Origin of the sequence: Curtobacterium sp. VKM Ac-1376 (assembly GCF_015351025.1) — a bacterium.
Lineage (GTDB): Bacteria > Actinomycetota > Actinomycetes > Actinomycetales > Microbacteriaceae > Curtobacterium.
The window spans coordinates 52820-76470 of the sequence record NZ_JADKRV010000003.1 but is presented as its reverse complement, the minus strand read 5'-3'; the positions used below and the strand labels follow the sequence as shown (position 1 = coordinate 76470).

Sequence of the window (23651 nt, the reverse complement as noted above, 5' to 3'; positions counted from 1 at the left end):
GGACCTCGCGGACGACCCCTCCCTGCGTCATGATGTGCTCATGACACAGGACGTCGACGCCCCGTTCCGCGTCTCGTTCGTCTGCAGCGGCAACATCTGCCGCTCCCCGATGGCCGGCGTCGTGTTCGCGCAGATCGCCGCGGACGCCGGTCTCGCCGACCGGTTCCAGGTGGAGTCCGCCGGGACCGGGGACTGGCACGTCGGTGAACCGGCCGACGAGCGCACGATCGCAGCCCTCGCAGCACGCGGATACGATGGCAGCAGGCATCGCGCCCGTCAGTTCGACCCGGACCGGTTCCCGGACCTCGACCTGGTGGTCGCACTCGACCGCTCCCACGAACGCATCCTGCGCTCGTGGGCCCCGACCATGGACGACTCCGCCAAGGTGACGCTCCTGCTGCGGTACGACGACGCCTGGCCCCAGCAGGCCGACGTGCCGGACCCGTACTACGCGGACCGGCACGAGTTCGACCGAGTGCTCTCGACCGTCGAACGAGCCTGCCGGGCGCTCTTCCACCAGCTCGAGCCGGCAGTCCGTCAGGGAGCCCCATGACCGCCCTTCCCCCGCAGCCGATCAGCCCGCTCGACGGGCGCTACTACCCGATCGTGCACACGGTGGGCGAGCACCTCTCCGAGGCCGGCCTCAACCGTGCGCGCATCGTGGTCGAGGTCGAGTGGCTCATCTTCCTGACCGATCACGCGATGTTCACCACCTCGCCGCTCAGCGTCGACGACAAGGCTGCCCTGCGTCGGATCGTCGAGACCTTCGGTCAGGACCAGATCGCGGAGCTCGCCGACATCGAGGCGACGACCCGCCACGACGTCAAGGCCGTCGAGTACTTCGTGCGCCGCCGCCTGTCGGAGCTCGGACTCGACGCCATCGCGGAGCTCACCCACTTCGCCGCCACGAGCGAGGACGTCAACAACCTGTCCTACGCGCTCACCGTGCGGGACACCGTCGAGCAGGTCTGGCTCCCCGGCTTCCGCGCCGTGCTCGAGAAGCTCCGCGCCCTCGCCGTCGAGCTGAAGAGCGTGCCGATGCTGTCGCACACGCACGGCCAGCCGGCGACCCCCACGACGCTCGGCAAGGAGCTCGCGGTCGTCGTCTACCGACTCGAGCGCGTCCTCGCCCAGATCGAGGGCGGCGAGTACCTCGGCAAGTTCTCCGGTGCGACCGGCACGTTCTCGGCGCACCTCGCCGCGGACCCCGAGGCCGACTGGCCCGCGCTGTCCCGCGAGTTCGTCGAGGGCCTCGGGCTGACGTGGAACCCGCTCACCACACAGATCGAGTCGCACGACTGGCAGGCCGAGCTGTACGACCGGGTCCGCCACGCCAACCGGATCCTGCACAACCTGGCCACCGACGTGTGGACCTACATCTCGATGGGGTACTTCACGCAGATCCCCGTCGCCGGTGCCACCGGGTCGTCGACGATGCCGCACAAGATCAACCCGATCAAGTTCGAGAACGCCGAGGCGAACCTCGAGATCTCGTCGGCGCTGTTCTCGACGCTGTCCGAGACCCTGGTGACGAGCCGACTGCAGCGCGACCTGACCGACTCCACCACGCAGCGGAACATCGGCGTCGCGTTCGGGCACTCGCTGCTCGCGCTCGACAACCTGCGCCGCGGCCTGGGCGAGATCGCGGTGAACGAGGCGAAGCTGGCCGACGACCTCGACCACAACTGGGAGGTGCTCGCCGAGGCCATCCAGACGGTGATCCGCGCCGAGGTCACCGCCGGGCAGTCGAACATCGAGGACCCCTACGCGATGCTCAAGGAACTCACCCGCGGCAAGCGCGTGAGCCAGCAGGACCTCATCGTGTTCGTGAACCACCTGGACATCTCGGACGGTGCCAAGGCGCGGCTGACGAACCTGACGCCGGCGACCTACACCGGCCTTGCCGACGAGCTGGTCGACCACCTCGACGTCTGATCGCCTCGGCCGGATCGGCGGTCGGGGGTGCGGAAACCTGAACGACTCGATAGGTTTGGCGTGCTGAGTACATCTCAGCACGGGGGGCGTCACAGTGGATGCACCCTGTCCTCTGACCGGATGGATCTCCACACCGTGCTTCGTTCTCGCATCACCGCGGCCGCCGTCGGCGCCACCGTGCTCGGCGTCACCGCCGCCCTCGTCCCGACCGTCTCCACCGCGAACGTCCAGGTCGACGCCGCTTCGGCCATCGTCACCTGGACCGACTCGTCCGCTGACTTCACCGCGGCGCCCGAGGGCACCTTCCCGCTGACCGATCAGTGGTACTGGGCCGACGCGTCCGACCTGGGCAGCGGGGGCACGATCACCGACCACGCGACGCTCGACGAGGACGGCCTGTCGGTTTCCGAGGGCGAAGCCGTCGCGCTGGTCCGCGGTCTGAACGAGCCGGTTGGCCCCAGCAGCGTCCCCGCGCTCGCCGCCGGCATCAGCACCACGACGACCGGGGCGACGAGCTTCGGCCTCGCGATCCAGGAGGGCGACGACTCCAGCGCGCAGACCGTGGTCTTCGCCACGAACGAACCCAACGGAGACGGTGTCGTCGACGGCACCAGCAACTGGATCGACCCCTCGACGGGCGACGTCGAGTCGACCACGGAGCTCGCCGCCGACCTGGAGGAGGCCGACGGCCAGGTCGTCGGCTACGTCGTCTACGTCGGCATCGACGTCGCCGGCGAGATCACCGCTCCGCCGGCGACGGACGAGCCGACCGAGACCCCGGCTCCGACCGAGACCCCGGCTCCGACCGACGACCCGACCACGGCACCGACCGACGAGGGCACACCCGCGCCGACCCCGACCGACGAGACCCCGCTGCCCGGCACCGAGCTGAAGAGCCTCGCCTCGCCGCTCGAGTCGAGCGCCCAGGCCCTCGCCGCCGACGCCAGCGGCTCGATCTCCGCGCTGCGCGTCGACGACACCACGACGTACTTCACACCGCAGCCCACCGCGGCCGCGGAGCTGCTGACCCCGTCGGCGACCCTGACCGAGGCCACCACCACCGGCGTGCGCATCCAGGGTTCGGGCTTCGCCCCGAACGAGGTCGTCGGCGCCGGTGTCGGCACCGGAGCCCAGGGCACGGAGATCCCCGAGGTCGCGTTCCGCGCTGACGAGGACGGCAACGTCTCCGGCACCATCGTCCTGCCCGCCGACTTCGTGAACGCGGCCGGCACGTACACCGTCGGTCTCGTCGGCGCCTCGTCGGCACAGGCCGCGCAGGCAACGCTCACCGTCACGGCGGATGCTGCCGAGGCCGGCACCGCACCGGTCGCCGTCCCGGTGCCCGGAACGGCGACCTTCACGGGCTGATCTTGCCGATCCTCCCGACCGAGCCACGGCGGCGCGCGACTCTGATCGCCGCCGCCGTGGCCGTCGTCTGTGCGGGGGCCGTCGCGTTCGTCGCGTTCGGCCCCCTGTCGGCGGCTCCCGCCCCCACCCCGACGCGGTCCGTCGCCGCGTCCTCGACGCCGACCGCCACGGCAGCCCCGGAGCCGACCCGGTCCGCCGGACCGGTCGATGCGGTCGACGCGCCGACCAGCACCACCGTCGCCGCCGTCCGCGGCGCGACCGTGCCGGTCAGCAGGACGCCGGGTGGCGCCGCCACGACGACCCTGGAGAACCCGCAGGCGTCCGGCGCCCCGCTGGTCTTCCGCGTCGTCGACCAGCAGGACGGCTGGGCCGAGGTCCAACTCGCACAGCGCCCGAACGGCAGCACCGGCTGGGTGCCGACCAGTGCCGTCGCCCTGTCCGAGGACCCGTACGCGATCGTGGTCACCCGCTCGACGAACACCCTCGACCTGTACAAGGCCGGCAAGGTCGTGGACTCCTACCCCGTCGCGACCGGCACCGGCGGCACACCGTCACCGACCGGCCGGTTCGCGCTGACCGAGCTGCTCGCGCCCACGAATGACGGCTACGGCCCGTACGCGTACGGCACGACGGCGTTCTCCGACGTGCTGAACTCGTTCGGTGGCGGCCCCGGCCAGATCGGGCTGCACGGCACCGACGACACGTCGAGCATCGGCACCGCCGCCTCGCACGGCTGCATCCGCATGCACAACGCCGACATCACCACGTTGGCGGAGCTCCTGCCGCTCGGCACACCGTTCCAGGTGCGCTGACACCCACCCCGTCACCGTTCGTGAACAGCGATGGTCGGGTTCCGGATCGGGACCCGACCGTTCCCGCTCACGAAGCGGGTCTGCCGCCGCTCGCAGGCGGACGGGAGGCGCGGCGCGCGCCCGGCAGTGGGCGCGACCGTATCAGGTGGTGACGTCCAGGGCCTCGGCGACCAGCGCCTCCAGGACGGCACGCACCACGGGGCGGACCGCACGATCGGGGCGGACCAGCGCCTCGATCCGCCGGCCGGCGCGCACGTCGGCGAGCTCCGCCAGGTGGAAGCGCCCCGTCGCCCGTGGGCCGGAGGTGTAGCGCGGGACCAGCGCGATCCCGTGCCCGGCGGCCACCAGGTTCTCGATCACCGGCAGGTGGATCGTGCGGAAGGCGACGCTCGGCGGGGTGTCCGTGGCCGCTGCCATCGCGTGCAGCACGCGGTCGATCGGGTACCCGTCGGGGACGCCGATCCACGTCTCGCCGACCACCTCGTCGATGCCGACCCGCACACGGCCGGCGAGCGGGTGCCCCGGCGGCAGCGCGACGTCGAGGGGTTCCCGCAGCAGCGGTACCGTGTCCACCGATCCCTGATCGGCCGGTCGGACGCCGTCGGACCGGTGTCCGACCGCGATGTCGTGGTCCGCGGCGAGGGGCGCGAACTCCCCCTCGCTGACGTCCACGTCGACCAGGGTCAGCACGATGCCGGGGTGCGCCCGCATCCGGGTGAGCACGCCGGGGAGCAGGAGTTCGGCGGCCGACGGGAAGATCGCCAGGGAGACCGGGCCGGTCGCGCCGCCGAGGTGTTCCCGCCAGGCGGCGTCGACCCCGGCGATCGCGGTCGCGACCCCCGTGGCGAGCCGGGCGAGCGCCGCTCCGTGCGCCGTCAGCCGCACGCCGCGGCCGACGCGTTCGACGAGCGGGACGCCGACCTGACGCTGCAGGGTCTGCAGCTGCTGGGAGACCGCGCTGGGGGTGCGGTGGGTGGCCTCGGCGACCGCGGTGACGCTGCCACGCTCGGCGAGTTCCCGCAGGACGGCGAGCAGGCGCACGTCGAAGTCGACCATGCAGGGACCCTACAACGTCGGTTGCAGAAGTTTCGCTGGACCTACACGCTCGGCCGCCGTCACGATCGGAGCATGACCACACGTGATCGTCTCCTCGCCGTGGTCGTCGCCGTGGTCTGGGGGCTGAACTTCCCCGCGACGGCGCTCGCGCTCGAGCACTTCCCGCCGTTCCTGCTCGCGGCCCTGCGGTTCACGATCCTGGCGGTCCCGACGCTGCTGTTCGTGCCGCGTCCGCGGATCCCGTTCGGCCGGCTGCTGCTCGTCGGCCTCGGGCTCGGCGTGCTGCAGTTCTCGTTCCTGTACCTCAGCATGGCGTCGGGGATGCCGTCCGGGCTGGCGTCGCTCGTGCTGCAGGCGTCGGCACCGTTCACCGTCGTGCTGGCCGGGGTGTTCCTGCGCGAGCGCCTGACCGGTCGGCAGGTCATCGGGGTGACGGTCGCGGTCTGCGCCCTCGCCGCGATCGCCGTGCACCGCTCGCAGACCGCGGCCCTGCTGCCCGTCGTGCTCGCACTGTGCGGGGCGCTGGGGTGGGCGATCGGCAACGCCGCGACCCGGTGGGCAGGGACCGCGAACCCGCTGCACCTGACGCTGTGGTGGTCCATCGTGCCGCCGGTCCCGATGGCGGTGCTGTCGCTCGTGGTCGAGGGACCGGAGCGCATCGGGGCATCGCTCAGGACGGCGTTCACGGCGTCGGCGTTGCCCGCCGACCTGGGACTGCTCTACATCGTGCTCGTCGCCAGTCTGGTGGGTTACGGCATCTGGTCACGACTGCTGGCTGCGTACCCGTCGAGCACCGTCGCACCGTTCTCGATGCTCGTTCCCGTCGTCGGGGTCCTGGCCTCGTGGGTCGCGTTCGGCGAGGTGCCCGACCTGGTCGAGGTGCTCGCCGGAGCGGTCGTGGTCGCCGCGGTGCTGTGGTCGTCACGCCCGGCGCCGGACCGCGGCCCGCGGCCGGCCCCCGGCACGGCGCCGGACCCCGCCCCCGTCGACGGGGTCCCGGTGCCGGTGCTCAGCCCCGGTGCTGGCGGCGCTCCGCGATGATCTCGGCGAGCGCCCCGCGCAGGTGCGGGTACCGGAACTCGTAGCCGGCCTCGGTCAACCTGGTCGGCACCACCCACCGGCTCTTCAGCACGAGTTCGGTCTCGGTGCGGATCGCGAAGGACCCGAGCTCGAGCATCCACCGCCACGTGGGGAGTCCGAAGCGCCGGCCGACGGCGTCGCGGAGGGTCGCCATCACGGTGCGGTTGTCGGACGGGTTCGGGCTCGAGATGTTCACCGGCCCCTCGATCTCCGGGTGGTCACGGAGGAACCGGATCGACCCGAGGACGTCGGCGATGTGCACCCAGCTGAACCGCTGCCGACCGTGCGTGGGCCGGTGGTGGTGGTGGGTGCCGGCGCGGAGCCGGGAGCGCGTCGGCACCCACGGCCCGTCGTACTGCGGCCCACCGAGGCCGGCCTGCGCGAGCCGGAGGAGCGGCAGCAGCGCACTGCCGTCGCCGAACACGATCGCCATGCGGAGCGCCACACGCCGGGTCGCGGGCAGGTCGACGCCGAAGAAGGCGTCCTCCCACGCGCGGGCGACGGAGACCGAGAACCCCTCCCCGATCTCGCCCGTCGCTTCGTCCTGCGGGCGGTCGTCGGCGTGCCGGTAGATCGTCGCGGTCGAGGCGTTCAGCCACAGCGGCGTGGGGTGCTCCGATGTCCGGACGGCCTCGGCGAGCTCGAGCGTGGTGTCCACCCGCGAGCGCATGATCTCCGCGCGGTTGCGTCGTCCGTAGCGGCAGTTGACGCTCTTGCCCGCCATGTTCACGACCATGGCGGCGCCGTCCACGAGTTCGCGGATGCGCATCGTGTTGCCCCACACCGCGTCGCCGGTGCGGCCGATCGTGACGACCTGGTAGCCCTCTTCTGCGAAGGCGTCCCGCAGGTACCGCCCCACGAAGCCGCTCGCTCCCGCGATCACGACCTTCTGCTGCTCGACCATCAACGTCCCCCTTCCGGACCGGCATCGGGCACGACGGCGTACCGGAACGCCCCCTCGTACCGGTACAGCGTGCCGAGCACCGGCGCCGTGAGCACCAGGGACACGCGCTGCACGTCGGCTTCGTCATCGAATCGTTCTGTGAGCAGCACCCGCGGTGCGATCCGGACCGGGAGGCGCACCTCGCGTCCCAGCGCGCGGAACGTCACGCGCTCGGAGACCAGGCGCAGGGCGCCGGCGTCCGGGCCGTCCGCGTCGACCTCAGCCCGCAGCAGGGCGCTGACGCGCCCTCGGTGACCGAGGTGGTCGACCAGGCCGGCGGGTTCGGCGGTGATGGCGTCCACCATCGTGCGGGTGCCGGAGCGAAAGCGGAAGGTGCGGTGCGCGCGGACGGCGGGGCGGACCTCCAGGACGTCACCGGACCCACGACGGACGCGAGCCGGGTGGTTCTCGACGGTGAAGGCGACGTGCCGCTCCCACACGGGGAACATCACCGCGTCGCGGGCGAACAGGGCCAGCAGCGGCCAGAGCCAGCGGCGGGGCGTGCCGACGACGTCGAAGACGCCCTCACCGCGGCCGATGTGCCCGGACGGGATCGCTCCGAAGTACGTCGCCAGCCGCGGGTGCAACCGGGCCAGCACGTCGGGCGGTGTCGACAGCTCGTAGGGCGACCGGCTCACGGTGACGATCCTGGCATGTCGTCGGTCCCGATCCCTACGATGTCGCACATGGGACACGACCACGGGCACGGCATCGGGCACGCGTCCGAGCGCGCCCTGCTCGTGGCCTTCTGCATCTCGGCGGGCATCCTGCTCGCCGAGGTCGTCGGTGCCGTGGTCACCGGCTCGCTCGCGCTGCTCGTCGACGCCGGGCACATGGTCGTCGACACCGGCGGGCTGGGCATCGGGCTCGTCGCCACACGGCTCGCCCGTCGGTCCCCCACCGCGCAGCGCACCTGGGGCTTCCAGCGCGCCGAGGTCCTCGGGGCCACGGCCCAGGCGGCGATCCTGCTCGCGGTCGGGGTCTACGTGATCATCTCGGCGGTCCAGCGGCTGATCGTGCCGGCGGAGATCCACTCCGGGCCACTGCTGGTGTTCGGGATCATCGGGCTCGTGGGCAACCTGGTCGCCTACGCCGTGCTGCTGCGGGCCTCGGGCGAGGGGTTCACGTCGCGGGCCGCGCGGCTCGAGGTCCTCAACGACACCCTCGGGTCGGTCGCCGTCATCGTCGCCGCGATCGTGCTCATGCTGACCGGGTGGGAGCGGGCGGACTCGGTCGCCGCGATCCTGATCGGGCTGCTCATCCTGCCGCGGGCGATCCGGCTGCTCCGCGAGACCGCGAACGTGCTGCTCGAGTCGACGCCGCCGGGGCTCGACCTCGACGACGTGCGTGGCCACATCCTCGAGCTCGACCACGTCATCGCGGTGCACGACCTGCACGCGACGCTCGTGGCGACCGGCGTGCCGAACCTGACGGCGCACGTGGTGGTGGACGACCACTGCTTCTCGACGGCGCACGCCCCGGCGATCCTCGACGAGCTGCAGCGGTGCGTGGCGGAGCACTTCGACGTGCCGGTGGAGCACTCGACGTTCCAGTTGGAGCCGGTGTCGCACCGGCGGCACGAGTACGAGGTGCACGCGTAGGGTCGCGCGCTCGGGCGTGTGCGCGTCGCCACTCCGGCTTCGCGACGATCCACCAGGTGATCGACGCGTGGTCTGTCGCAGAACGGGTGTCCAACGCCAGCGCCGCCGCCCGCCGGGTCAGCAGTCGTCGGTGCGCGTGGGGTAGGCGGTGATCACACGGTCGGTGGTGGCCGAGACGATCACCTTCACGTACGGGTCGTCATCGGGGCGGGACCCGTCGTCGAACCGCACGGGTGCCGCGAAGCAGACCTTGCCGTCGCCGGCGTCGACCGGGAACCCGGCGCGCGGGTCCTCGAGTGCCGTCTGCACCGCGGTGAGCATCGCGTCGTCCCAGTCCCGCGCGCCGTGGCCCGTGACGACGTCCTGCCAGTCGGCGGTGTGCCTGACCCGGATGTGCTCGTAGCCCTGGGCGGCGGTGCCGCACTGCAGGGTGACGCGGCCGAGTGCCTCGGTCTCGTACTGGGCGACCGCCGCCTGGGAGGAGCCGTCGCACCGTGCGAGGGCGGTGCTGCCGGGCATGTCCGGGCCGGTGCGGGTGATCGTGACGGTGCCGTCGGTGGACGCGGACGTCGAGGGGCCGCTCCCGCCACCGATCGTCGGGTCGTCGGCGCCACGCTCGGCCACCAGGAACAACCCGCCGGCGAGGACCCCCGCGGCCACCACGGCCGCGACACCGGTGATGACGGAACGCTTCTTCTGGACCACGCGCCCCAGTATGGCGGAGGTGGGGCGGGCCTCCCGGCCGGTGCGCACAACGGAACCGGGTTCCGGACACGGCACCGCGCGATCACGTGGTTCGGTGTCCGGAACCTGGTTCCGGGATGCGACGGGCGGACGGGAGGCCCGCCGGCGCGTCAGGCGCGCGCCGCCAGGCGGGTGCCGGCGACGACGGCCAGGACGGCGACGAGCACCACGTACCCGATCAGGACGGGGAGCGTCGGGATCACCAGCAGCGCCGCCCCGACGGCGACGACCGGCACGGTGAGCCCGGCGTACGCGATGAGGAAGGTGGCGGCGAGCACGCCGCCGCGACGCTCGGGGCCGACCAGGGCACCGGCGCTCCCGATGGCGGCCCGGAAGAGCAGGCCGACGCCCGCGCCGGCCACGACGCCGCCGCCGATGAAGCCGGCGACCTGCAGCAGGACGGCGGCGACCGCCAGGACCACGAGGCCGCCGACCAGCAGCACCATGCCGAGCCGGATCTGCGTGCGCTGCGACAGGCGGGCGAACACGATCTGCGACAGTGCACTCGCGGCGAAGACGCCGAAGGTCGTGGCCCCGGCGGCCAGGCGGTCGGTGACGTGGAAGGTGGTGCCGAGGAAGCTCGGCGCGACCGACGTGAACAGCCCCTGTACGGCGAGTGCGGCGAACGCGGCCGCTCCGGCCGCCCAGAACGCGGCGCCCTGCCCCTCGGGGGCCTGCATGCGCTGCGGGCGGTAGACCACGGGAGTCGACGGACGGTCGACCGTCTCCGGGGCGGCGAGGACCACCACGAACGCGATCGCGAGCGCGATGACGAACACGACGTAGGGGACCATGAGCGGCTGCCCGACGAACTCGGCGAGGGCTCCGCCGACGAGGGCTCCGAGGGAGAGCCCGCCGAGGTTGACGGCTCCGGCGGCGACACTCGCGCCCTTCGCCGAGTCGGCCGACCCGGTCGCGCGGACCCGGAGCTCGCCGAGGTGTGCCGTCGCGGTCGCGGTGAGGGTCCCGACCCCGAGGCCGGTGACGAGCCGGGCGACGATGAGGCCTGTGACGTCGTTCCACAGCAGGAACAGCACGGCGGCGACGAGTTCGAGCGCGATCGACACCAGGATGAGCGGGCGCCGCCCGTGCACGTCGCTGAGGTGCCCGGCCAGGTACAGCGATCCGACGACCCCGACGCCGTAGGCCGCGAAGATCACCGTCGTGGTGAAGGTCGGGAACCCGTCGCGCGCCTGGTAGATGACGTAGAGCGGGGCTGGGACGGTCGCGAAGGCCATCACCGCGAGGAACGCGAAGGCCACGCCCCAGAAGCCGAAGCCGTGGCGCCGGCGGGTGTGGGCGGTCCGCCCGCGCGGCGCGGGGACACGGTCGCGCTCGCTGGCGGACGCCGGTGCGGTGGCGGGGGAGGAGCCCGTCGGGGTGTCGGTCACGGTTGACATGCTCCGATGGTGGCGCGCCGCGAGCATCGAGTCCAACGGACGCTCTTGATGCACGTCATCGATCTGGTCGATGATGGGACGATGGAGACCCGCCTGCTCGAACAGTTCGTCACCGTCGCCGCCGAGGGCAGCGTCACCCGTGCGGCCGAACGCCTCTGGGCAGCGCAGTCCACGGTCTCAGCGGGCATCGCCTCGCTCGAGCGGACCCTGGGCGTCCGGCTGTTCGACCGGTCCGGGCGGCACCTCGTGCTCACCACCGCGGGCGAGGACCTGCTCCCGCACGCCCGCGCCGTGCTCGAGTCGCTCGACCGGATGCGCGACCTGGCGACCGTCGAGGACGCCGACCTGCGCGGACGCGTCCGCCTGGGGATCTTCACCAGCATGGACATCGTCGACCTGACCGGTGTGCTGCAGCGGTTCCGACGGCAGCACCCGCTCGTCACCGTGGAGCTGATGACCTCACAGTCAGGGACGACCGGCTTGGTGCAGGACCTGGTCGCTGGGCGGCTGGACATCGCCTACACGGGGCTGCCCACCGTGCCCGCCGGGGTCGTCGTGGAGCCGCTGCGGGAGATGCCGTTCCGGGTCTTCCTCGCGTCCGACCACCGGTTCGCGGAGCGGGCATCGGTCTCGCTCGCCGAACTCGCCGACGAACCCTTCATCGACACGGCGCACGGGTTCGGCAACCGGATCATCCTCGACAGCGCGCTCGAGCGGCTCGGGATCCGGCGACGCATCGTCGCGGAGATGAACGACATGCCCACGGTGATCCGGTTCGCCTCGGCAGGGCTGGGCGTCGGGGTGGTGCCCGACTCGGGGGTGCGGTACGACGGTGCGGTGCTCGACCTGGAGGACGAGGTCGACCCGCTCCGCATCGGCCTGGCTGTCCGGACGGCCCCGGAGCCGAGTCGCGCGGTGCGGACGCTGGCGCGCGACATCGTCGCGGCGCGCGTGGCGTGACGCGGGGCGCGTGCGCCGCGCGCCGCGCGTGTGCGCTCGTGAGCAGGAACGGTCGGGTGGCGGTGGGCGAGGCGACCATCTCTGCTCACCATGCGCCGTGGGGTCGCCCCACCGGCGGACGGGAGGCGCGGGGCGGGTCCGCCACGCGCCTCCCGGACCTCGATCTCCGAGATGTCCGCACGCGGGTCACGCCACGTGCAGGAGACCTTCGACTCGAACCCTCCGGGTCGCGACGGCGTACCGGTCGAACGCACGGGCGAGCGCGGCGGTGTCGCCCTGTGCCATCGCACGGACGAGTCCTTCGTCCGTGTCGGTGCCGGTCGTGACGTCCACATCCCACCTCCTTCACTCAGAGGTGTCGGCAGGAGCCGCGATCCTGACGGGACCGTGGCGGATCCGTGACCTCGGGCGTGTCGGCAGCGGCCGGTCGAACGCCGACCAGCCGCCGGGTCGGCCGTCAGTGGAAGTCGTCGCCCTCGCCCTCGCCCGGCGTCTTGTGCCCGCCGAGCATGTCGTTGTCGTCCTGCTCGCTCGACGACGCCAGCTGCAGCATCGCGAGCACCACGACGACCACGATGAACGCGACGCCGAGGAAGATCACGGCCAGCTGCAGCTCCCGCGTCGAGAACAGCACGACGAGCCCGGTGAACACCGCGATGATCGCGGAGATCCCGAGGAGTTCGACCGGGCGCAGGCGGTCACGACGGCTGGGGGTGGTCATGCGTGTGGTGCTCCGTCCGGGGCGACGGCCGGTGTGGCCGTGCCCCACTTGTGCGAGAGGCCGGCGATCACGTGGAAGACCGCCGTGATGGCGAGGTACGCGCCGAGCAGGCCGACGAGCACGATCGAGGCGTCGAGGGTGCCGGTGACCTGCTCCACGCCGCCGAGCTGCTGGGAGTAGTCCGGCGGGGTGATGAGGAAGGCGATCGCGAGCAGCAGGGTGAGCCCACCGATCGTGGTCCAGTCACGAGCGAAGGGCGAGCGGCGGCGGACGCGGAGGCCCTGCGACAGCTCGAGGGCTCCGGTCAGCACCGCGAACGCCACGATGACCGTGATGAACGCCGGCAGCCCGAAGCCGTTGCACGCGAATGCAGCGCCCGCGGCCAGCAGCGTGATGACGGCCTGCAGCAGGGTCGTGCGGCGCGAACGGCCGTCGAGGGGCAGCCGGGACACCCCGGCGAACAGGAGCACGAGGCCCTCGACCAGGGCGAAGCCACCGAACAGCAGCAGGCCGTAGCCGGCTGCGTGGTTGGTCGAGAAGGTGATCACGAGCGCGACGACCGCGGCGGGGACGGCCCGGAGGATCGGGATCGGCCAGTACCGCGCGCGCTGGGTCGCTTCGTTCACGGTGGTGGCGTCGTCCACGGTGTCGGACACGGGACCTCTTTCGGGCATGCGGATCGTGATGTCGATCCTACCGCCGGAGCGGTGGGCGCCCGACCGGCGTGCGCCCGGGGACCTGCGAGCGTTCGCACCCACAGCCCCGGGGCGACACCGCGATCGGTGCCGCCCCGGCGGTCTCAGGGCTGCTGCTGGTCCTTCGCAGGCGCTGCTCGGCGGGCGCGTCGCCGAGCGAGCCACCAGCACGCCGACCCCGCCGCTGCGGCCACGGCTGCGAGTGCGGCGACCAGTCCCAAGCCCTCGGCGCCGGTGTAGGCGAGGGACCCCACTGGGGCAGTCCGTCCGCGGTCGGCTGCCGGGTCACCCGCACCGCCCGCGTCGCCGTCGCCGGCGCCGGCGCCGGCTCCACCGTCACCTGCGCCGTCGTCCGGCACGGGAACGGCGGTCGGAGCGGGACTCGGTCCCGGTGCCTCGTCGCCCGGACCCTCGTCAGCCGGGTCGACCACGATCGCCACCCCGGTCGACGGATCGCCGCCGTCGGGATCGGTCGGGGACGTCGCCGTCGCCACGTTCACCACGTCCGAACCGTCCCCCCGGTACGCGGGGTCGAGCACGGCACGGATCCGGAAGTCCAGGGTCTCGCCCACGTCGAGCGACACCTCGGACCGACAGGTCACGCGCTGCCCCTCGGCTGCGCACCCGTCCTCGGAGCCGACGAACCGCATCGCGTCGGGCAAGTCGTCGACCGCGCCGACCTGCTGCGCCACCGCGGGCCCCCGGTTCCGCGCGGTCACCAGGTACTCGACCTCGTCACCGGGTTCGACGGTCGACGGCGACACCGACTTGTCCGTCTCGAGGTGCGCGGCGATCACCGGCGCGGCGACGGTCGTGCTCGCCCGCGACGCGTTGTCGGCCTCGTTCGTGTCGGAGAGCGACGTCGGCGGGGCGATGGTCGCCAGGCTCTCCAGCGGTCCTGACGTGTCCTCGGCCACTCGCCCCTCGATCGTGACGACGGCCGAACCCCCGCGGGGCAGGGACAGGTCGGTCGCCACGTCACCGGTCCCCGAGGCCGTGGCGCAGCCGGAGCCCGCTGCTGCCGTGCAGGTCCAGGTGACGTCCTCGATGCCGTCCGGCACGTCGACCTGCAGCGGGCTCGGGTCGGCGGCGTTCGGCCCGGGGTTCCGCGCCGTCACCGTGTAGCGGAGCGGTTCCCCGGCCGTGGCGGTCGCGGCCAGGTCGTGCTCGACGGACAGGTCCGCCGGCTTCCAGACCCGCAGCGCATCCACCTCGTGCTTGTCCACGTGGCTGCCGGTGGCCCCCGCGAACCCGAGCCGGAGCGTGCCCGGCAGCGGGGCCTGTCCGTCGCCGTGCAACGGGACCCCGTCGAGCACGGTGCGCATCGACGAACCGTCCTGCAGCCGCACCGTGACGGCGAGTCCACCGGCGTCGTCCGGCAGCAGGGTGACGCGGACCTTGCGGGGCGTGGAGCCGGCGGTGACCGTGCCGCCGGGGGCAGCGGCACCGGCGACGTAGCGGTACCCCTCGGTCCCGTTGCCCGAGCCGCGGACCACGACCTGGTCCGGTTGGGCCCCCGGGCCGGACCCGTTGATGCGTGACGAGAAGTTACCGTAGTGGTCGATCGCGACGGCCGCGAAGCCACCGGGCACGCCGGGCAGATCGCACTCCCGGCCGCCGCCCTCGGTCGCTTCCTTCCGGCAGGCGTACCCGAGCCCGGCGCCGAAGGACCCGACGCCCTGCGGCGCCGCTCCGTCGGCCAGGTAGAGCAACAGCCCATCGGCCCCGGGGTCGACCTTGGCGGTGTACATCGCGTACGTGAACTCGATCTCGAGCCCGGTGTCGGACGGGAACGTGTCGTTCGTCGACCACGCCCCGGCCTGGTTCTTGACGTCGTCGGTGAGTCGGAGCCGGCCGCCGGAGACCGCCGCGTCACCGTGCAGGGCACCGCCGGACGCGCTGGAGAACTGGTTGACGTAGGGGAAGTCGAGCGCCGCGGCGCTCGACCCGGACGGCAGGACGGCGGGTGCCGCGAGCACGGTGAGCGCAGTCAGCGCGGTGCACGCCGCGGCGAGGCGGCGGACGACCCGTGATCGGAGCGACCGTGGGACTGATGCTGGAGCAGTGGGATCTGTCATGCCCCGATGCTCGCGATCGGGGCGTCACCCCCGGGCGGCGGTGAGCCGATCTGTGGATCGGCGCCACGGGCCTCCCGGCTGTTGAGGAAGGACCGCTCGTGGAGGAAGAACCCCCGAACCCGGCCGCTCAGGCCAACCACACCGTCGTCTCGCCGGGCAGCGTCCCCGGCGCGACCCCGCCGATCGGCCCCGACGCGACGATGACCGACCCCGCGGGCATCGGCACCGGCTCCGTGCCGAAGTTCGTGACCGACCGCCACCGGTCGTGCCGGGCGAAGGCCACGACCTCGGGGGCGGTCTCCAGCCAGGTCAGCTCCTCCCCCTGCTGCAGCCGACGACGGGCGGCGAGCGCCTGCCGGTACAGCGAGAGCGTCGACGATGGGTCGCCGTCCTCGGCCTCGACCGACGACTCCCCGAAGTCCCGCGGCTGCGGCAGGTGCGGTGCGACGTCCCCGAAGCCGAACGACGGTCCGGAGCGCGTCCACGGGATCGGCACCCGACAGCCGTCCCGGCCCTTCACGGTGTACCCGGTGCGGAGCCACTTCGGGTCCTGTAGCAGGTCGCGCGGGATCGCGGCGGCCTCGTGCAGCCCGAGCTCCTCGCCCTGGTAGACGTACGACGACCCGGGCAGCGCCAGCATCAGCATCGTCGCCGCTCGGGCCCGACGGAGCCCCCGTGCGCGGTCGAGCGCCGGCGAGGTGCCGTCGGTCATGAGCCAGGCGTCGGTGTCGGTGCCGTCCGGCAGGCCGTAGCGGGTGGGGTGCCGCACGACGTCGTGGTTCGACAGCACCCAGGTGCTCGAGGCGCCCGACTGCTCCGAGGCCGCCAGGTTCCGCTCGATGATCCGACGGAACGCATCGGGCTCGAACGGGGCCTCGAGCAGGTCGAAGTTGAAGGCCTGCCCGAGCTCCGTCGGCCGGGCGTACAGGACACGGCGGGGTGCCGGGGCCCAGGCCTCGGCGACCGCGGCACGGGGCGGGTCGTACTCGTCGAGCACCCGGCGCCAGGTGGCGAAGATCTCGTGCACCTCGTCGCGGTCGTACAGCGGGTCGGAGCCGTCGAGCGGCAGGTCCTGCTCGTTCGACGGCCGGTACGGGGTCGACAGGTCCTTCGCCAGCCCGTGCGCGACGTCCACGCGGAACCCGTCGACACCGCGGTCCGACCAGAAGCGCAGGGTGTCCTCGAAGTCGGCGCGGACCTCGGGGTTCGACCAGTCCAGGTCGGGCTGCTCGGGGGCGAACAAGTGCAGGTACCACTGCCCGTCGGGCACTCGGGTCCACGCGCTGCCACCGAAGTTCGACACCCAGTCGCTCGGCGGCAGTTCCCCGGAGGCGCCGGAGCCCTCACGGAACACGTAGCGCGCACGCTCGGCCGACCCCGGCGCAGATGCCAGCGCGGCCCGGAACCACTCGTGCTGGTCCGAGGTGTGGTTCGGCACGATGTCGACGATGACCTTGAGGTCGTGCTCGTGGGCGGCCCGGACCAGGGCGTCCAGGTCGTCGAGGGACCCGAGCTTCGGGTCGACGGCGCGGTAGTCGGCGACGTCGTAGCCACCGTCGGCGAGGGGCGACGGGAAGAACGGGGAGAGCCACAGGGCGTCGACGCCGAGCGACGCCAGGTACGGCACCCGGCTCGTGATGCCCGCGACGTCACCGAGACCGTCGCCGTCCGTGTCGGCGAAGCTGCGCGGGTAGACCTGGTAGACGACGGCATCGCGCCACCAGGTCGGGTCGGTGGTTCGTGGCGTGCTGGCCGGGGTCCGAAGCGTGGTCACGTCGCCACCGTACCCAGCCGTCATCGGGTCAGCCTTCGGCCAGTACGGCGTGACGCGACCAGCAAACGGACGGGAGGCCCCTGGCGACACCGCCACGGGCCTCCCGTCCGCATGATGCGTACGCATCCTTCGCCGTGAATCAGGGGTATCGCTAGACCGTCTGGTAACCAGGCGGGCTACCCTGAACGCCATGTCCACGCAGGAGATCACCGAGGCGTCCGGGTACTGGTTCCCCGACGACGACGCGACCCAGCGCGGGGTCGCCGTCCTCAACGCCCTGCGTCGGTACCGCTCCGCCGAGACCGCGATGCGCCGACGCACCCGCGACTCCATGGGCATGGGTGAGACCGACTTGCTCGCCGTGCGCTACCTGCTGCAGTCGCAGCGCGCCGGCAAGGCCGTGAGCCCGAAGGACCTGGCCGCCTACCTCAAGATCTCCTCGGCCTCGACGACGATCCTCATCGACCGCCTGGTGAAGTCCGACCACGTGCGCCGCGACCCGCACCCCACCGACCGCCGTGCACTCGTGATCACCCCGACGACCGAGACCGACGACGAGGTCCGCGCGACCCTCGGCACCATGCACCGCCGGATGATGTCGATCGCCGAGGGACTGCCCGCGTCCGAGGCCCGCGTCGTCGCCGGTTTCCTCGACCAGATGCGCCAGGCCGTCGACAAGGTCGACGCCGCGCCGTCCCACTGAGCGCCTCGCACTGAGCGACCTCGGGGACGCTGCCTCCGAGCGCACTGAGAGCGTGCACTGCGGCACCGCGTAGACCGGAACGGTCACCGACGCGAAAGGAGCCACAACCATGCACGCTTCGGACAAGATGGCCAAGAACCTCCAGGCGGTCCTCGTGGACCTCATCGACCTGCACCTCCAGGGCAAGCAGGCCCACTGGAACATCCTCGGCACCAACTTCCGCGACCTCCACCTGCAGCTCGACGAGATCGTCGACGCGGCCCGCGAGTTCGCCGACGACACCGCCGAGCGCATGCGCGCGCTGTACCTCGTGCCGGACGGCCGCTCGGCGACCGTCTCCGCGGGCAGCCACCTCGACGCGTTCCCCTCGGGTGAGATCACCACGCACGACGCCATCGACCAGGTCACGCTCCGGCTGTACCAGGCGACCGGCACCATGCGCGACGTGCACGACGAGGTCGACGAGGAAGACCCGACGACCGCGGACCTGCTCCACGGCTTCATCGAGCGCCTCGAGCAGCTCGCGTGGATGGTCTCCGCCGAGAACCGCGCGCCTAGCACCCCGCTGGCCTCCGCCACCACGCCCGCCGTCGCCGACGCGTCGGCGCACGCGTAGGGGCCCGGGTGGACCTCGGTATCCAGGGCAAGACCGCACTCGTCTTCGGCGGCGACTCCGGCATCGGCTGGAACACGGCGCGCATCCTCTTGGCAGAGGGTGCCACCGTGGTCGTCACCGACATCGAGCAGAGCCGTCTGGACACCAGTGCGGACCAGCTCGAGGCCCCGATCGGCAGGCTGCACGCCTTCGCCGCCGACGTGCGGAGCGCCGAGAGCCTCGCCGCCCTGCACGACAAGGTGCGCGAGGCCGTCGGCGAGATCGACATCCTGGTGCAGTCCTCGGGCGTCACCGGCGCCCAGGGCATGTTCCACGAGATCGACGAGGCCGGATGGGCGGAGACGATCGACGTCGACCTGATGGGGCCGGTGCGGATCACCCGCGAGTTCATCGGTGACCTGCGCCAGGGCGGCTGGGGACGCATCGTCTACCTGGTGTCCGAGGACGCCTCGCAGCCGTACGACGACGAACTGCCCTACTGCGCCGCCAAGGCCGGGGTGCTCTCGTTCGCGAAGGGCCTGTCGCGCTCCTACGCGTCGGAGGGGCTCCTGGTGAACGCGGTCTCCCCCGCGTTCATCCACACGCCGATGACCGACGCGATGATGGACAAGCGGGCGAAGCAGCGCGGGACCTCGTTCGACGAGGCCATCGGCAGCTTCCTCGAAGAAGAGCGGCCGTACATGGAGCTCAAGCGCCGCGGCGAGCCGGAAGAGGTCGCGAACGTCGTGGCCTTCCTGTGCTCCGACCTGGCCAGCTTCGTGAACGGCGCCAACTACCGGGTCGACTCCGGCTCGGTCGCCACGATCTGATCGTGGTGCCACAGCACCGCCAGGAGGCGTCATGACCGACTTCCGCTACCTCATCGTCGGCGGCGGGATGGTCGCGGACGCCGCAGCACGCGGCGTCCGCGAACTCGACGCCGACGGCTCGATCGGGATCATCAGCGAGGACGTCGACCGCCCCTACGCCCGCCCGGCCCTGTCGAAGAAGCTCTGGACCGACCCCGACTTCAGCTGGCACGACAAGGTCGACCTGCACACCGAGGAGACCGGGGCGCAGTTCGTCCTCGGCACGTCGGTCACCGCGATCGACCGCGCCGCGAAGACCGTCTCCACGGCCGACGGGACCGTGCACGGATACGAGCGGCTGCTCCTCGCCACCGGTGGGAAGCCCCGCGGTCTGCCGGGGCTCCCGCCGTCGGCCCGCGTGCTCGACTACCGGAGCGCGTCGGACTACCGCCGCCTGCGCGAGCTCGCGGACGCCGGAGCGCACGTCGCCGTCGTCGGGGGCGGCTACATCGGCCAGGAGATCACGGCGGGCATCGTGCAGAACGGCGCCCGAGTCACCCTGGTCGACCCGGACGATGTCGTCGGCGGACGCATGTTCCCGGCCGACCTGGCGCAGGCGTTCCAGCAGCGCTTCGTCGACCACGGCGTCGAGCTCCGCACCGGCCGCCGGGTGTCCGAGGGCACCGAGACCGCCGACGGTGTGCGCCTGACGCTGGACGACGGCTCCGTGCTCGAGGCCGACGCGGTCGTCGCCGGACTCGGCATCGAACCCGCGACGCAGCTCGCCGCGGACGCCGGACTCACCGTGCACGACGGCATCGTGGTGTCGTCGACGCTGCTCACCGACGACGACTCGGTGTTCGCCGCCGGGGACGTCGCCGAGTACCCGGACCGCATCCTCGGTACCCGCCGGGTCGAGCACGTCGACAACGCCCAGCAGCAGGGGCGGCAAGCCGGCCGGAACCTGGCGGACGCTGACGAGACCTACGACCACACGCCGATGTTCTACTCCGACGTCTTCGACATGGGGTACGAGGCGGTCGGCCGGGTGTCCTCGGAGCTCCGCACCGTCGAGGACTGGCAGGACCCGACGGTCACCGGCGTCGTCTACTACCTGGATGACGACGACACCGTGCGCGGCGTGCTGCTCTGGAACGTCTGGGACAAGACCGACGATGCCCGCAAGGTGATCGCCGAGGCGAACGCACTGACGCCCGACATGCTGCCGGGGCGCATCACGCCCTGATCACCCGCCCGTCGCGGTGGTCGCGACGGCCTGGAGGCCCGGGGCCGGTCCCTCGGACCGGCACCGGGCCTCCAGGCCGTTGCGTCTCCTCTGTCCGAGCACGGCTGCGCTCGTCTACTTCGTCTCCGGCGCGATCTCGTCGACCACCGCACGTCGGTCCGCCGGGTCGACCGGCAGGTCGTCGCCGTCGGCCATCGCGACGGCGTGCGCGGACTTCGCGGCCTCGAGCGTCTCGTCGTCGTTCCGGGCCATGCCGGACAGCTCGATGAACCGCGACTTCACCAGCAGCCACGCCTCCCGGGGGCTGAGCCGCGCGAGGTCCGACGCCGTCGAGTGGTCGCGCACCCGCTGCAGCGACGACACCCCGCGGTCCGGCAGCCGTTGCTCGACGTGCGCGACGGTGAGGCGGGCGACCGCGTCGGCCTGCGCGTGCATGACCGAGTGGGCGCCGTCGACGACCTCGCGGAGGACCGCGTAGGGGAACACGCGCGCGAGGCGACGCACCCAGTCGCGCGGGACCATCGCGTCGTGCTCACCGCGGACGATCAGGGTGCGAGCCTGCACGTGGGCCGCACGCTCCTCGATCGGGAACGCGATCATCCGCGGCAGGACCTTGCGGAACCAGTGCCAGCCGCACAGCGCGTAGGCCGTGACGCCGTGCCAGCGGACCGCGGCGGGCTCGTGCAGGGTCGACCGGAGGAACCGGAACGCCGACTGCCGCACCGTGCGCGCGGACGAGTCGACGACGGGGCTGATGAGCACGAGGTCCGAGATCTCCGGCCGGCGGGCGGCGACCTCGGTGACGACCTGGGTGCCCATCGAGTGCCCGACGAGCACCGGGTCGTCGAGCCGGAGCTCGTCGAGGACCCGCTCGACGGCATCGGCGTAGCGCTCGATCGACACGGTCCCCCGGAACCGCGGGACGCCCGCGAAGCCCGGCAGGTCGAGCGCGTGCACCGGCCCGTTCTCGTTGAGGTGCGGGGCGAGCCGCTCGTAGTAGGTCGAGGCGATACCGAGGCCGGCGACGAGCACGAACGCGCGCGCACCGGGTTCGCCGATCGAGCTCACGCGGACGTACGTGCCGTCCACCACCACCCGGTCGACCTGGACGGTGACGTCGGCGTCCTCCGCCTGGGCGAGCTCGCGCGCCGGGTCGGGCCGGGCTGCCGGGCGTTCGTCGTCCACGTGGGTCTCCTCGGGTCGGGCGGTCGCCCAGGATACCCGGCCGCCGTCCCCGGGAACGGCGACGCCGTGCTCAGCCGCTGAACGTGTTCGCGGGGAAGCCGTGCACCCGCGTGGGCACCGCGAAGACCGCACCGGAGCGCGGGGCCTGCTCGAGGTCCTGCTCGGAGAGGTTCTCACGGGCCGTCCCGACGAACAGCGTCGACATGTCCGGCCCACCGAAGGCCACCGACGTCGGGTTCGCCGCCGGCAGCTCCACCGTCTCCAGGTGCGAGCCGTCCGGCCCGTAGCGCTCGACCCGGCCGCCGCCGTAGATCGCCGTCCAGAAACAGCCCTCGTCGTCGCGGACCAGGCCGTCGTGCGCCTGGCCGACGATGAACGGCTCGAGTTCCCCGAGCTCGCCGTCCGGGCCGTACGGCGCCCGGAAGATCGTCGACACGCTCGTGTCGGTGACGTACATGGTGCTGCCGTCGTCCGACCACTCCATGCCGTTCGTCACGCCGAAACCCCCGCGGAGCAGCCGGGTGGTGCCGTCGGGTCCGACCGAGTAGAGCGCCGCGTCCGGCTCCCCCGTGGTCACGTTCATGCTGCCGACGAGGAACCGGCCGAAGGGGTCGCACTTGCCCTCGTTGAAGCGGTTGCCCGAGGTGGTGTGCGTGACGCGGGCGATCTCCCGCTCCACGGCGCCCTGCTCGTCGGTCACCACGACGGTGTCGCCGAGGGCCGCCACGAAGCCGCCGGAGGCCCGCGGCTGGAAGCTGGCCAGCGGGGGCGGCAGCGGGACGTTCGACACCACGGTGCCGTCGGCCGTCGCCGTGTTGAGCGTGCCGAGCGTGATGTCGGTCCAGCGGAGGAGCTGGTCGGACGGGTCCCAGACGATGCTCTCGGCGAGGACCGCGCGGGCGTCGGCGAAGACGGTGGCGGGGCCGGTCGTGGCGGTGGTGCTGGCTTCGGTGGTCATCGACCCCGTCTACCGCGTGGCCGGTCCGCGCCCGCTCAGCGTCACAGGCGGGCGAAGCGGGCGCGGAAGAAGCTGTAGACGCCGAAGGCCAGGAACCCGATGCCGATCGCGACGAGGACGAACACGCCCCCGGGCATGCTCCGGACAGCGTCGAAGGCCGCGTCGAGGCCCGTCGCCTGGTCCGGGTCGCTCCGCAGTCCGGCCACGCCGATGAGCACGCCCACGATGACCACGGCGATGCCCTTGCCGACGTAGCCGACGACCCCGAGCACGGTGACCACGCGGTCGAGCTGGCCCGTCGGTCGCGTGATCTGCTTGCGGAACGACCGGCGGCACCCGATCACCACGAGTCCGATACCGACCGCCACCGCGATCGCGCCGGCGAGCAGCAGGACGAACACACCGCCCGGCGTCGCCAGGGTCTTCGCCGCGGCGCTCTGTGACGAACTGCTGGAGCTCGACCCGGCACCGAGCGCGTACGAGGCAGCCGAGTACGCGATGACGCCGTACACGACGGCCTTCGCGACGTTCTTGAGACGGGCGAGCCAGCCGCGGGCGGTGTCCGAGCGGCCGCCGACGATCGCCTCGACCACCAGGCGCACGGTGAGCGCGCCGGTGCCGACGGCGATCAGCCAGAGCAGGAACACCCCACCGGGCACGGCGGCGATCTGCTGCAGTGCCCCGGACTGGTCCGTCTCACCGCCCGAGGACGCGTTGCCGACGGCGAGCAGGATCGCCAGGTACCCGATCAGCAGGTGGACGATGCCACTGCCGACGAACCCGGCGCGCGCCGTGACCTCGAACCACCGGCTGTCCGCCGCTCGCCGGACCTGTCGTCCGGTCTCCCGTGCTGCGTGCTCCGCCGTGTCGCTCATCACGCTCAAGCGTGCCCGACGCGCGCGGTCCTGTCCGGGGCGCGCCGGGCCCTGCGGTCCGCCATCGGGCGGACGGGAGGCCCGTGGCGATGCCGCCACGGGCCTCCCGTCCG

At 72.5% G+C, this 23651-nt stretch carries 24 protein-coding genes; 11 read left to right on the top strand and 13 right to left on the bottom strand.

Features of this window, described 5'->3' with window-relative positions; translation table 11 throughout:
- Positions 1-40: 40 nt before the first annotated feature.
- The 4 genes from ITJ56_RS05205 to ITJ56_RS05190 all read left to right on the top strand — a co-directional run bounded on the left by ITJ56_RS05205 (position 41) and on the right by ITJ56_RS05190 (position 4115).
- Positions 41-553, top strand: coding sequence for a low molecular weight protein-tyrosine-phosphatase (locus ITJ56_RS05205; RefSeq protein WP_194628360.1), 513 nt, complete (start codon positions 41-43; stop codon positions 551-553).
- A complete protein-coding gene (gene purB, locus ITJ56_RS05200; protein WP_194628358.1) occupies positions 550-1935 on the top strand; it encodes an adenylosuccinate lyase in 1386 nt (461 codons plus the stop codon). Before ITJ56_RS05205 ends, purB begins: the two co-directional genes overlap by 4 nt.
- A 120-nt stretch (positions 1936-2055) precedes the next feature.
- Positions 2056-3303, top strand: a complete 1248-nt coding sequence (locus tag ITJ56_RS05195; protein WP_194628356.1) for a hypothetical protein — start codon at positions 2056-2058, stop codon at positions 3301-3303.
- Between the two features lie 2 nt (positions 3304-3305).
- Positions 3306-4115: a L,D-transpeptidase gene (locus ITJ56_RS05190; protein WP_228517220.1), complete on the top strand. Its 810-nt coding sequence runs from the start codon at positions 3306-3308 to the stop codon at positions 4113-4115.
- Positions 4116-4256: 141 nt separating this feature from the next.
- Here the strand turns inward: ITJ56_RS05190 and ITJ56_RS05185 are convergent, their stop codons facing one another.
- Positions 4257-5171 (bottom strand): LysR family transcriptional regulator, encoded by a 915-nt coding sequence (locus tag ITJ56_RS05185; RefSeq protein ID WP_194628354.1) that lies wholly within the window; start codon positions 5169-5171, stop codon positions 4257-4259.
- A gap of 72 nt (positions 5172-5243) precedes the next feature.
- Between ITJ56_RS05185 and ITJ56_RS05180 the strand changes: the two genes are divergently transcribed.
- A complete protein-coding gene (locus tag ITJ56_RS05180) occupies positions 5244-6212 on the top strand; it encodes an EamA family transporter (RefSeq protein WP_194628352.1) in 969 nt (322 codons plus the stop codon).
- Here the strand turns inward: ITJ56_RS05180 and ITJ56_RS05175 are convergent.
- Both ITJ56_RS05175 and ITJ56_RS05170 read right to left on the bottom strand, forming a co-directional pair.
- Complete coding sequence (locus tag ITJ56_RS05175) at positions 6181-7155, bottom strand: epimerase (protein WP_194628350.1); 975 nt, start codon at positions 7153-7155, stop codon at positions 6181-6183. The genes ITJ56_RS05180 and ITJ56_RS05175 overlap by 32 nt on opposite strands.
- Entirely contained in the window at positions 7155-7832 is a 678-nt protein-coding gene (locus ITJ56_RS05170) for a DUF4166 domain-containing protein (protein ID WP_194628348.1), read from the bottom strand. Before ITJ56_RS05170 ends, ITJ56_RS05175 begins: the two co-directional genes overlap by 1 nt.
- Positions 7833-7880: 48 nt before the next feature.
- On the opposite strand from ITJ56_RS05170, the gene ITJ56_RS05165 reads away from it, so the two are divergent.
- Complete coding sequence (locus ITJ56_RS05165; protein ID WP_194628347.1) at positions 7881-8795, top strand: cation diffusion facilitator family transporter; 915 nt, start codon at positions 7881-7883, stop codon at positions 8793-8795.
- A gap of 117 nt (positions 8796-8912) precedes the next feature.
- On the opposite strand, the gene ITJ56_RS05160 is transcribed toward ITJ56_RS05165, so the two are convergent.
- Positions 8913-9500 (bottom strand): hypothetical protein, encoded by a 588-nt coding sequence (locus tag ITJ56_RS05160; protein ID WP_194628344.1) that lies wholly within the window; start codon positions 9498-9500, stop codon positions 8913-8915.
- Between the two features lie 149 nt (positions 9501-9649).
- On the bottom strand, positions 9650-10939 hold the full coding sequence (locus ITJ56_RS05155; protein ID WP_194628343.1) for an MFS transporter: 1290 nt from the start codon (positions 10937-10939) through the stop codon (positions 9650-9652).
- 48 nt (positions 10940-10987) lie between these two features.
- On the opposite strand from ITJ56_RS05155, the gene ITJ56_RS05150 reads away from it, so the two are divergent.
- Positions 10988-11899: a LysR family transcriptional regulator gene (locus ITJ56_RS05150; protein WP_194628341.1), complete on the top strand. Its 912-nt coding sequence runs from the start codon at positions 10988-10990 to the stop codon at positions 11897-11899.
- Positions 11900-12085: 186 nt separating this feature from the next.
- On the opposite strand, the gene ITJ56_RS05145 is transcribed toward ITJ56_RS05150, so the two are convergent.
- The 5 genes from ITJ56_RS05145 to ITJ56_RS05125 all read right to left on the bottom strand — a co-directional run bounded on the left by ITJ56_RS05145 (position 12086) and on the right by ITJ56_RS05125 (position 17191).
- Positions 12086-12232, bottom strand: coding sequence for a hypothetical protein (locus tag ITJ56_RS05145; RefSeq protein WP_194628339.1), 147 nt, complete (start codon positions 12230-12232; stop codon positions 12086-12088).
- A gap of 124 nt (positions 12233-12356) precedes the next feature.
- On the bottom strand, positions 12357-12620 hold the full coding sequence (locus tag ITJ56_RS05140; protein ID WP_194628337.1) for a hypothetical protein: 264 nt from the start codon (positions 12618-12620) through the stop codon (positions 12357-12359).
- Positions 12617-13276, bottom strand: coding sequence for a DUF308 domain-containing protein (locus ITJ56_RS05135; RefSeq protein WP_194628335.1), 660 nt, complete (start codon positions 13274-13276; stop codon positions 12617-12619). The genes ITJ56_RS05140 and ITJ56_RS05135 overlap by 4 nt, the downstream gene beginning before the upstream one ends.
- 143 nt (positions 13277-13419) lie before the next feature.
- The gene (locus tag ITJ56_RS05130; RefSeq protein WP_194628333.1) at positions 13420-15393 is read right to left on the bottom strand and encodes a lectin-like domain-containing protein; all 1974 of its coding nucleotides are present in this window, start codon (positions 15391-15393) and stop codon (positions 13420-13422) included.
- Positions 15394-15520: 127 nt separating this feature from the next.
- A complete protein-coding gene (locus tag ITJ56_RS05125; protein WP_228517219.1) occupies positions 15521-17191 on the bottom strand; it encodes a glycoside hydrolase family 13 protein in 1671 nt (556 codons plus the stop codon).
- 166 nt (positions 17192-17357) lie between these two features.
- On the opposite strand from ITJ56_RS05125, the gene ITJ56_RS05120 reads away from it, so the two are divergent.
- The 4 genes from ITJ56_RS05120 (at position 17358) to ITJ56_RS05105 (ending at position 20520) form a co-directional block, all read left to right on the top strand.
- Positions 17358-17870 (top strand): MarR family winged helix-turn-helix transcriptional regulator, encoded by a 513-nt coding sequence (locus ITJ56_RS05120; protein ID WP_194628329.1) that lies wholly within the window; start codon positions 17358-17360, stop codon positions 17868-17870.
- 109 nt (positions 17871-17979) lie between these two features.
- Positions 17980-18486 carry a Dps family protein gene (locus tag ITJ56_RS05115; RefSeq protein WP_017886495.1) on the top strand — a complete coding sequence of 169 codons (507 nt, stop codon included), beginning with the start codon at positions 17980-17982 and terminating at the stop codon, positions 18484-18486.
- An 8-nt stretch (positions 18487-18494) separates the two neighbouring features.
- Positions 18495-19295, top strand: coding sequence for an SDR family NAD(P)-dependent oxidoreductase (locus tag ITJ56_RS05110; RefSeq protein ID WP_194628327.1), 801 nt, complete (start codon positions 18495-18497; stop codon positions 19293-19295).
- 31 nt (positions 19296-19326) lie between these two features.
- Complete coding sequence (locus tag ITJ56_RS05105; protein WP_194628325.1) at positions 19327-20520, top strand: NAD(P)/FAD-dependent oxidoreductase; 1194 nt, start codon at positions 19327-19329, stop codon at positions 20518-20520.
- Between the two features lie 114 nt (positions 20521-20634).
- Here the strand turns inward: ITJ56_RS05105 and ITJ56_RS05100 are convergent, their stop codons facing one another.
- From ITJ56_RS05100 to ITJ56_RS05090, 3 genes are all read right to left on the bottom strand, one after another.
- Positions 20635-21705: an alpha/beta fold hydrolase gene (locus tag ITJ56_RS05100; RefSeq protein WP_194628323.1), complete on the bottom strand. Its 1071-nt coding sequence runs from the start codon at positions 21703-21705 to the stop codon at positions 20635-20637.
- A 70-nt stretch (positions 21706-21775) separates the two neighbouring features.
- Positions 21776-22663, bottom strand: a complete 888-nt coding sequence (locus tag ITJ56_RS05095; protein ID WP_194628322.1) for an SMP-30/gluconolactonase/LRE family protein — start codon at positions 22661-22663, stop codon at positions 21776-21778.
- 41 nt (positions 22664-22704) lie between these two features.
- On the bottom strand, positions 22705-23538 hold the full coding sequence (locus tag ITJ56_RS05090; protein WP_194628320.1) for a DUF1206 domain-containing protein: 834 nt from the start codon (positions 23536-23538) through the stop codon (positions 22705-22707).
- Positions 23539-23651: the final 113 nt, after the last annotated feature.

What these genes read in the sequence shown, in the direction of transcription:
- ITJ56_RS05205 (WP_194628360.1), top strand. Translation starts at nt 41, where the DNA reads ATGACACAGGACGTCGACGCCCCGTTCCGCGTCTCGTTCGTCTGCAGC.
- purB (WP_194628358.1), top strand. Translation starts at nt 550, where the DNA reads ATGACCGCCCTTCCCCCGCAGCCGATCAGCCCGCTCGACGGGCGCTAC.
- ITJ56_RS05195 (WP_194628356.1), top strand. Translation starts at nt 2,056, where the DNA reads ATGGATCTCCACACCGTGCTTCGTTCTCGCATCACCGCGGCCGCCGTC.
- ITJ56_RS05185 (WP_194628354.1), bottom strand. Translation starts at nt 5,171, where the DNA reads ATGGTCGACTTCGACGTGCGCCTGCTCGCCGTCCTGCGGGAACTCGCC.
- ITJ56_RS05180 (WP_194628352.1), top strand. Translation starts at nt 5,244, where the DNA reads ATGACCACACGTGATCGTCTCCTCGCCGTGGTCGTCGCCGTGGTCTGG.
- ITJ56_RS05175 (WP_194628350.1), bottom strand. Translation starts at nt 7,155, where the DNA reads ATGGTCGAGCAGCAGAAGGTCGTGATCGCGGGAGCGAGCGGCTTCGTG.
- ITJ56_RS05165 (WP_194628347.1), top strand. Translation starts at nt 7,881, where the DNA reads ATGGGACACGACCACGGGCACGGCATCGGGCACGCGTCCGAGCGCGCC.
- ITJ56_RS05155 (WP_194628343.1), bottom strand. Translation starts at nt 10,939, where the DNA reads ATGTCAACCGTGACCGACACCCCGACGGGCTCCTCCCCCGCCACCGCA.
- ITJ56_RS05150 (WP_194628341.1), top strand. Translation starts at nt 10,988, where the DNA reads ATGCACGTCATCGATCTGGTCGATGATGGGACGATGGAGACCCGCCTG.
- ITJ56_RS05140 (WP_194628337.1), bottom strand. Translation starts at nt 12,620, where the DNA reads ATGACCACCCCCAGCCGTCGTGACCGCCTGCGCCCGGTCGAACTCCTC.
- ITJ56_RS05130 (WP_194628333.1), bottom strand. Translation starts at nt 15,393, where the DNA reads ATGACAGATCCCACTGCTCCAGCATCAGTCCCACGGTCGCTCCGATCA.
- ITJ56_RS05125 (WP_228517219.1), bottom strand. Translation starts at nt 17,191, where the DNA reads ATGACGGCTGGGTACGGTGGCGACGTGACCACGCTTCGGACCCCGGCC.
- ITJ56_RS05120 (WP_194628329.1), top strand. Translation starts at nt 17,358, where the DNA reads ATGTCCACGCAGGAGATCACCGAGGCGTCCGGGTACTGGTTCCCCGAC.
- ITJ56_RS05115 (WP_017886495.1), top strand. Translation starts at nt 17,980, where the DNA reads ATGCACGCTTCGGACAAGATGGCCAAGAACCTCCAGGCGGTCCTCGTG.
- ITJ56_RS05105 (WP_194628325.1), top strand. Translation starts at nt 19,327, where the DNA reads ATGACCGACTTCCGCTACCTCATCGTCGGCGGCGGGATGGTCGCGGAC.
- ITJ56_RS05095 (WP_194628322.1), bottom strand. Translation starts at nt 22,663, where the DNA reads ATGACCACCGAAGCCAGCACCACCGCCACGACCGGCCCCGCCACCGTC.
- ITJ56_RS05090 (WP_194628320.1), bottom strand. Translation starts at nt 23,538, where the DNA reads ATGAGCGACACGGCGGAGCACGCAGCACGGGAGACCGGACGACAGGTC.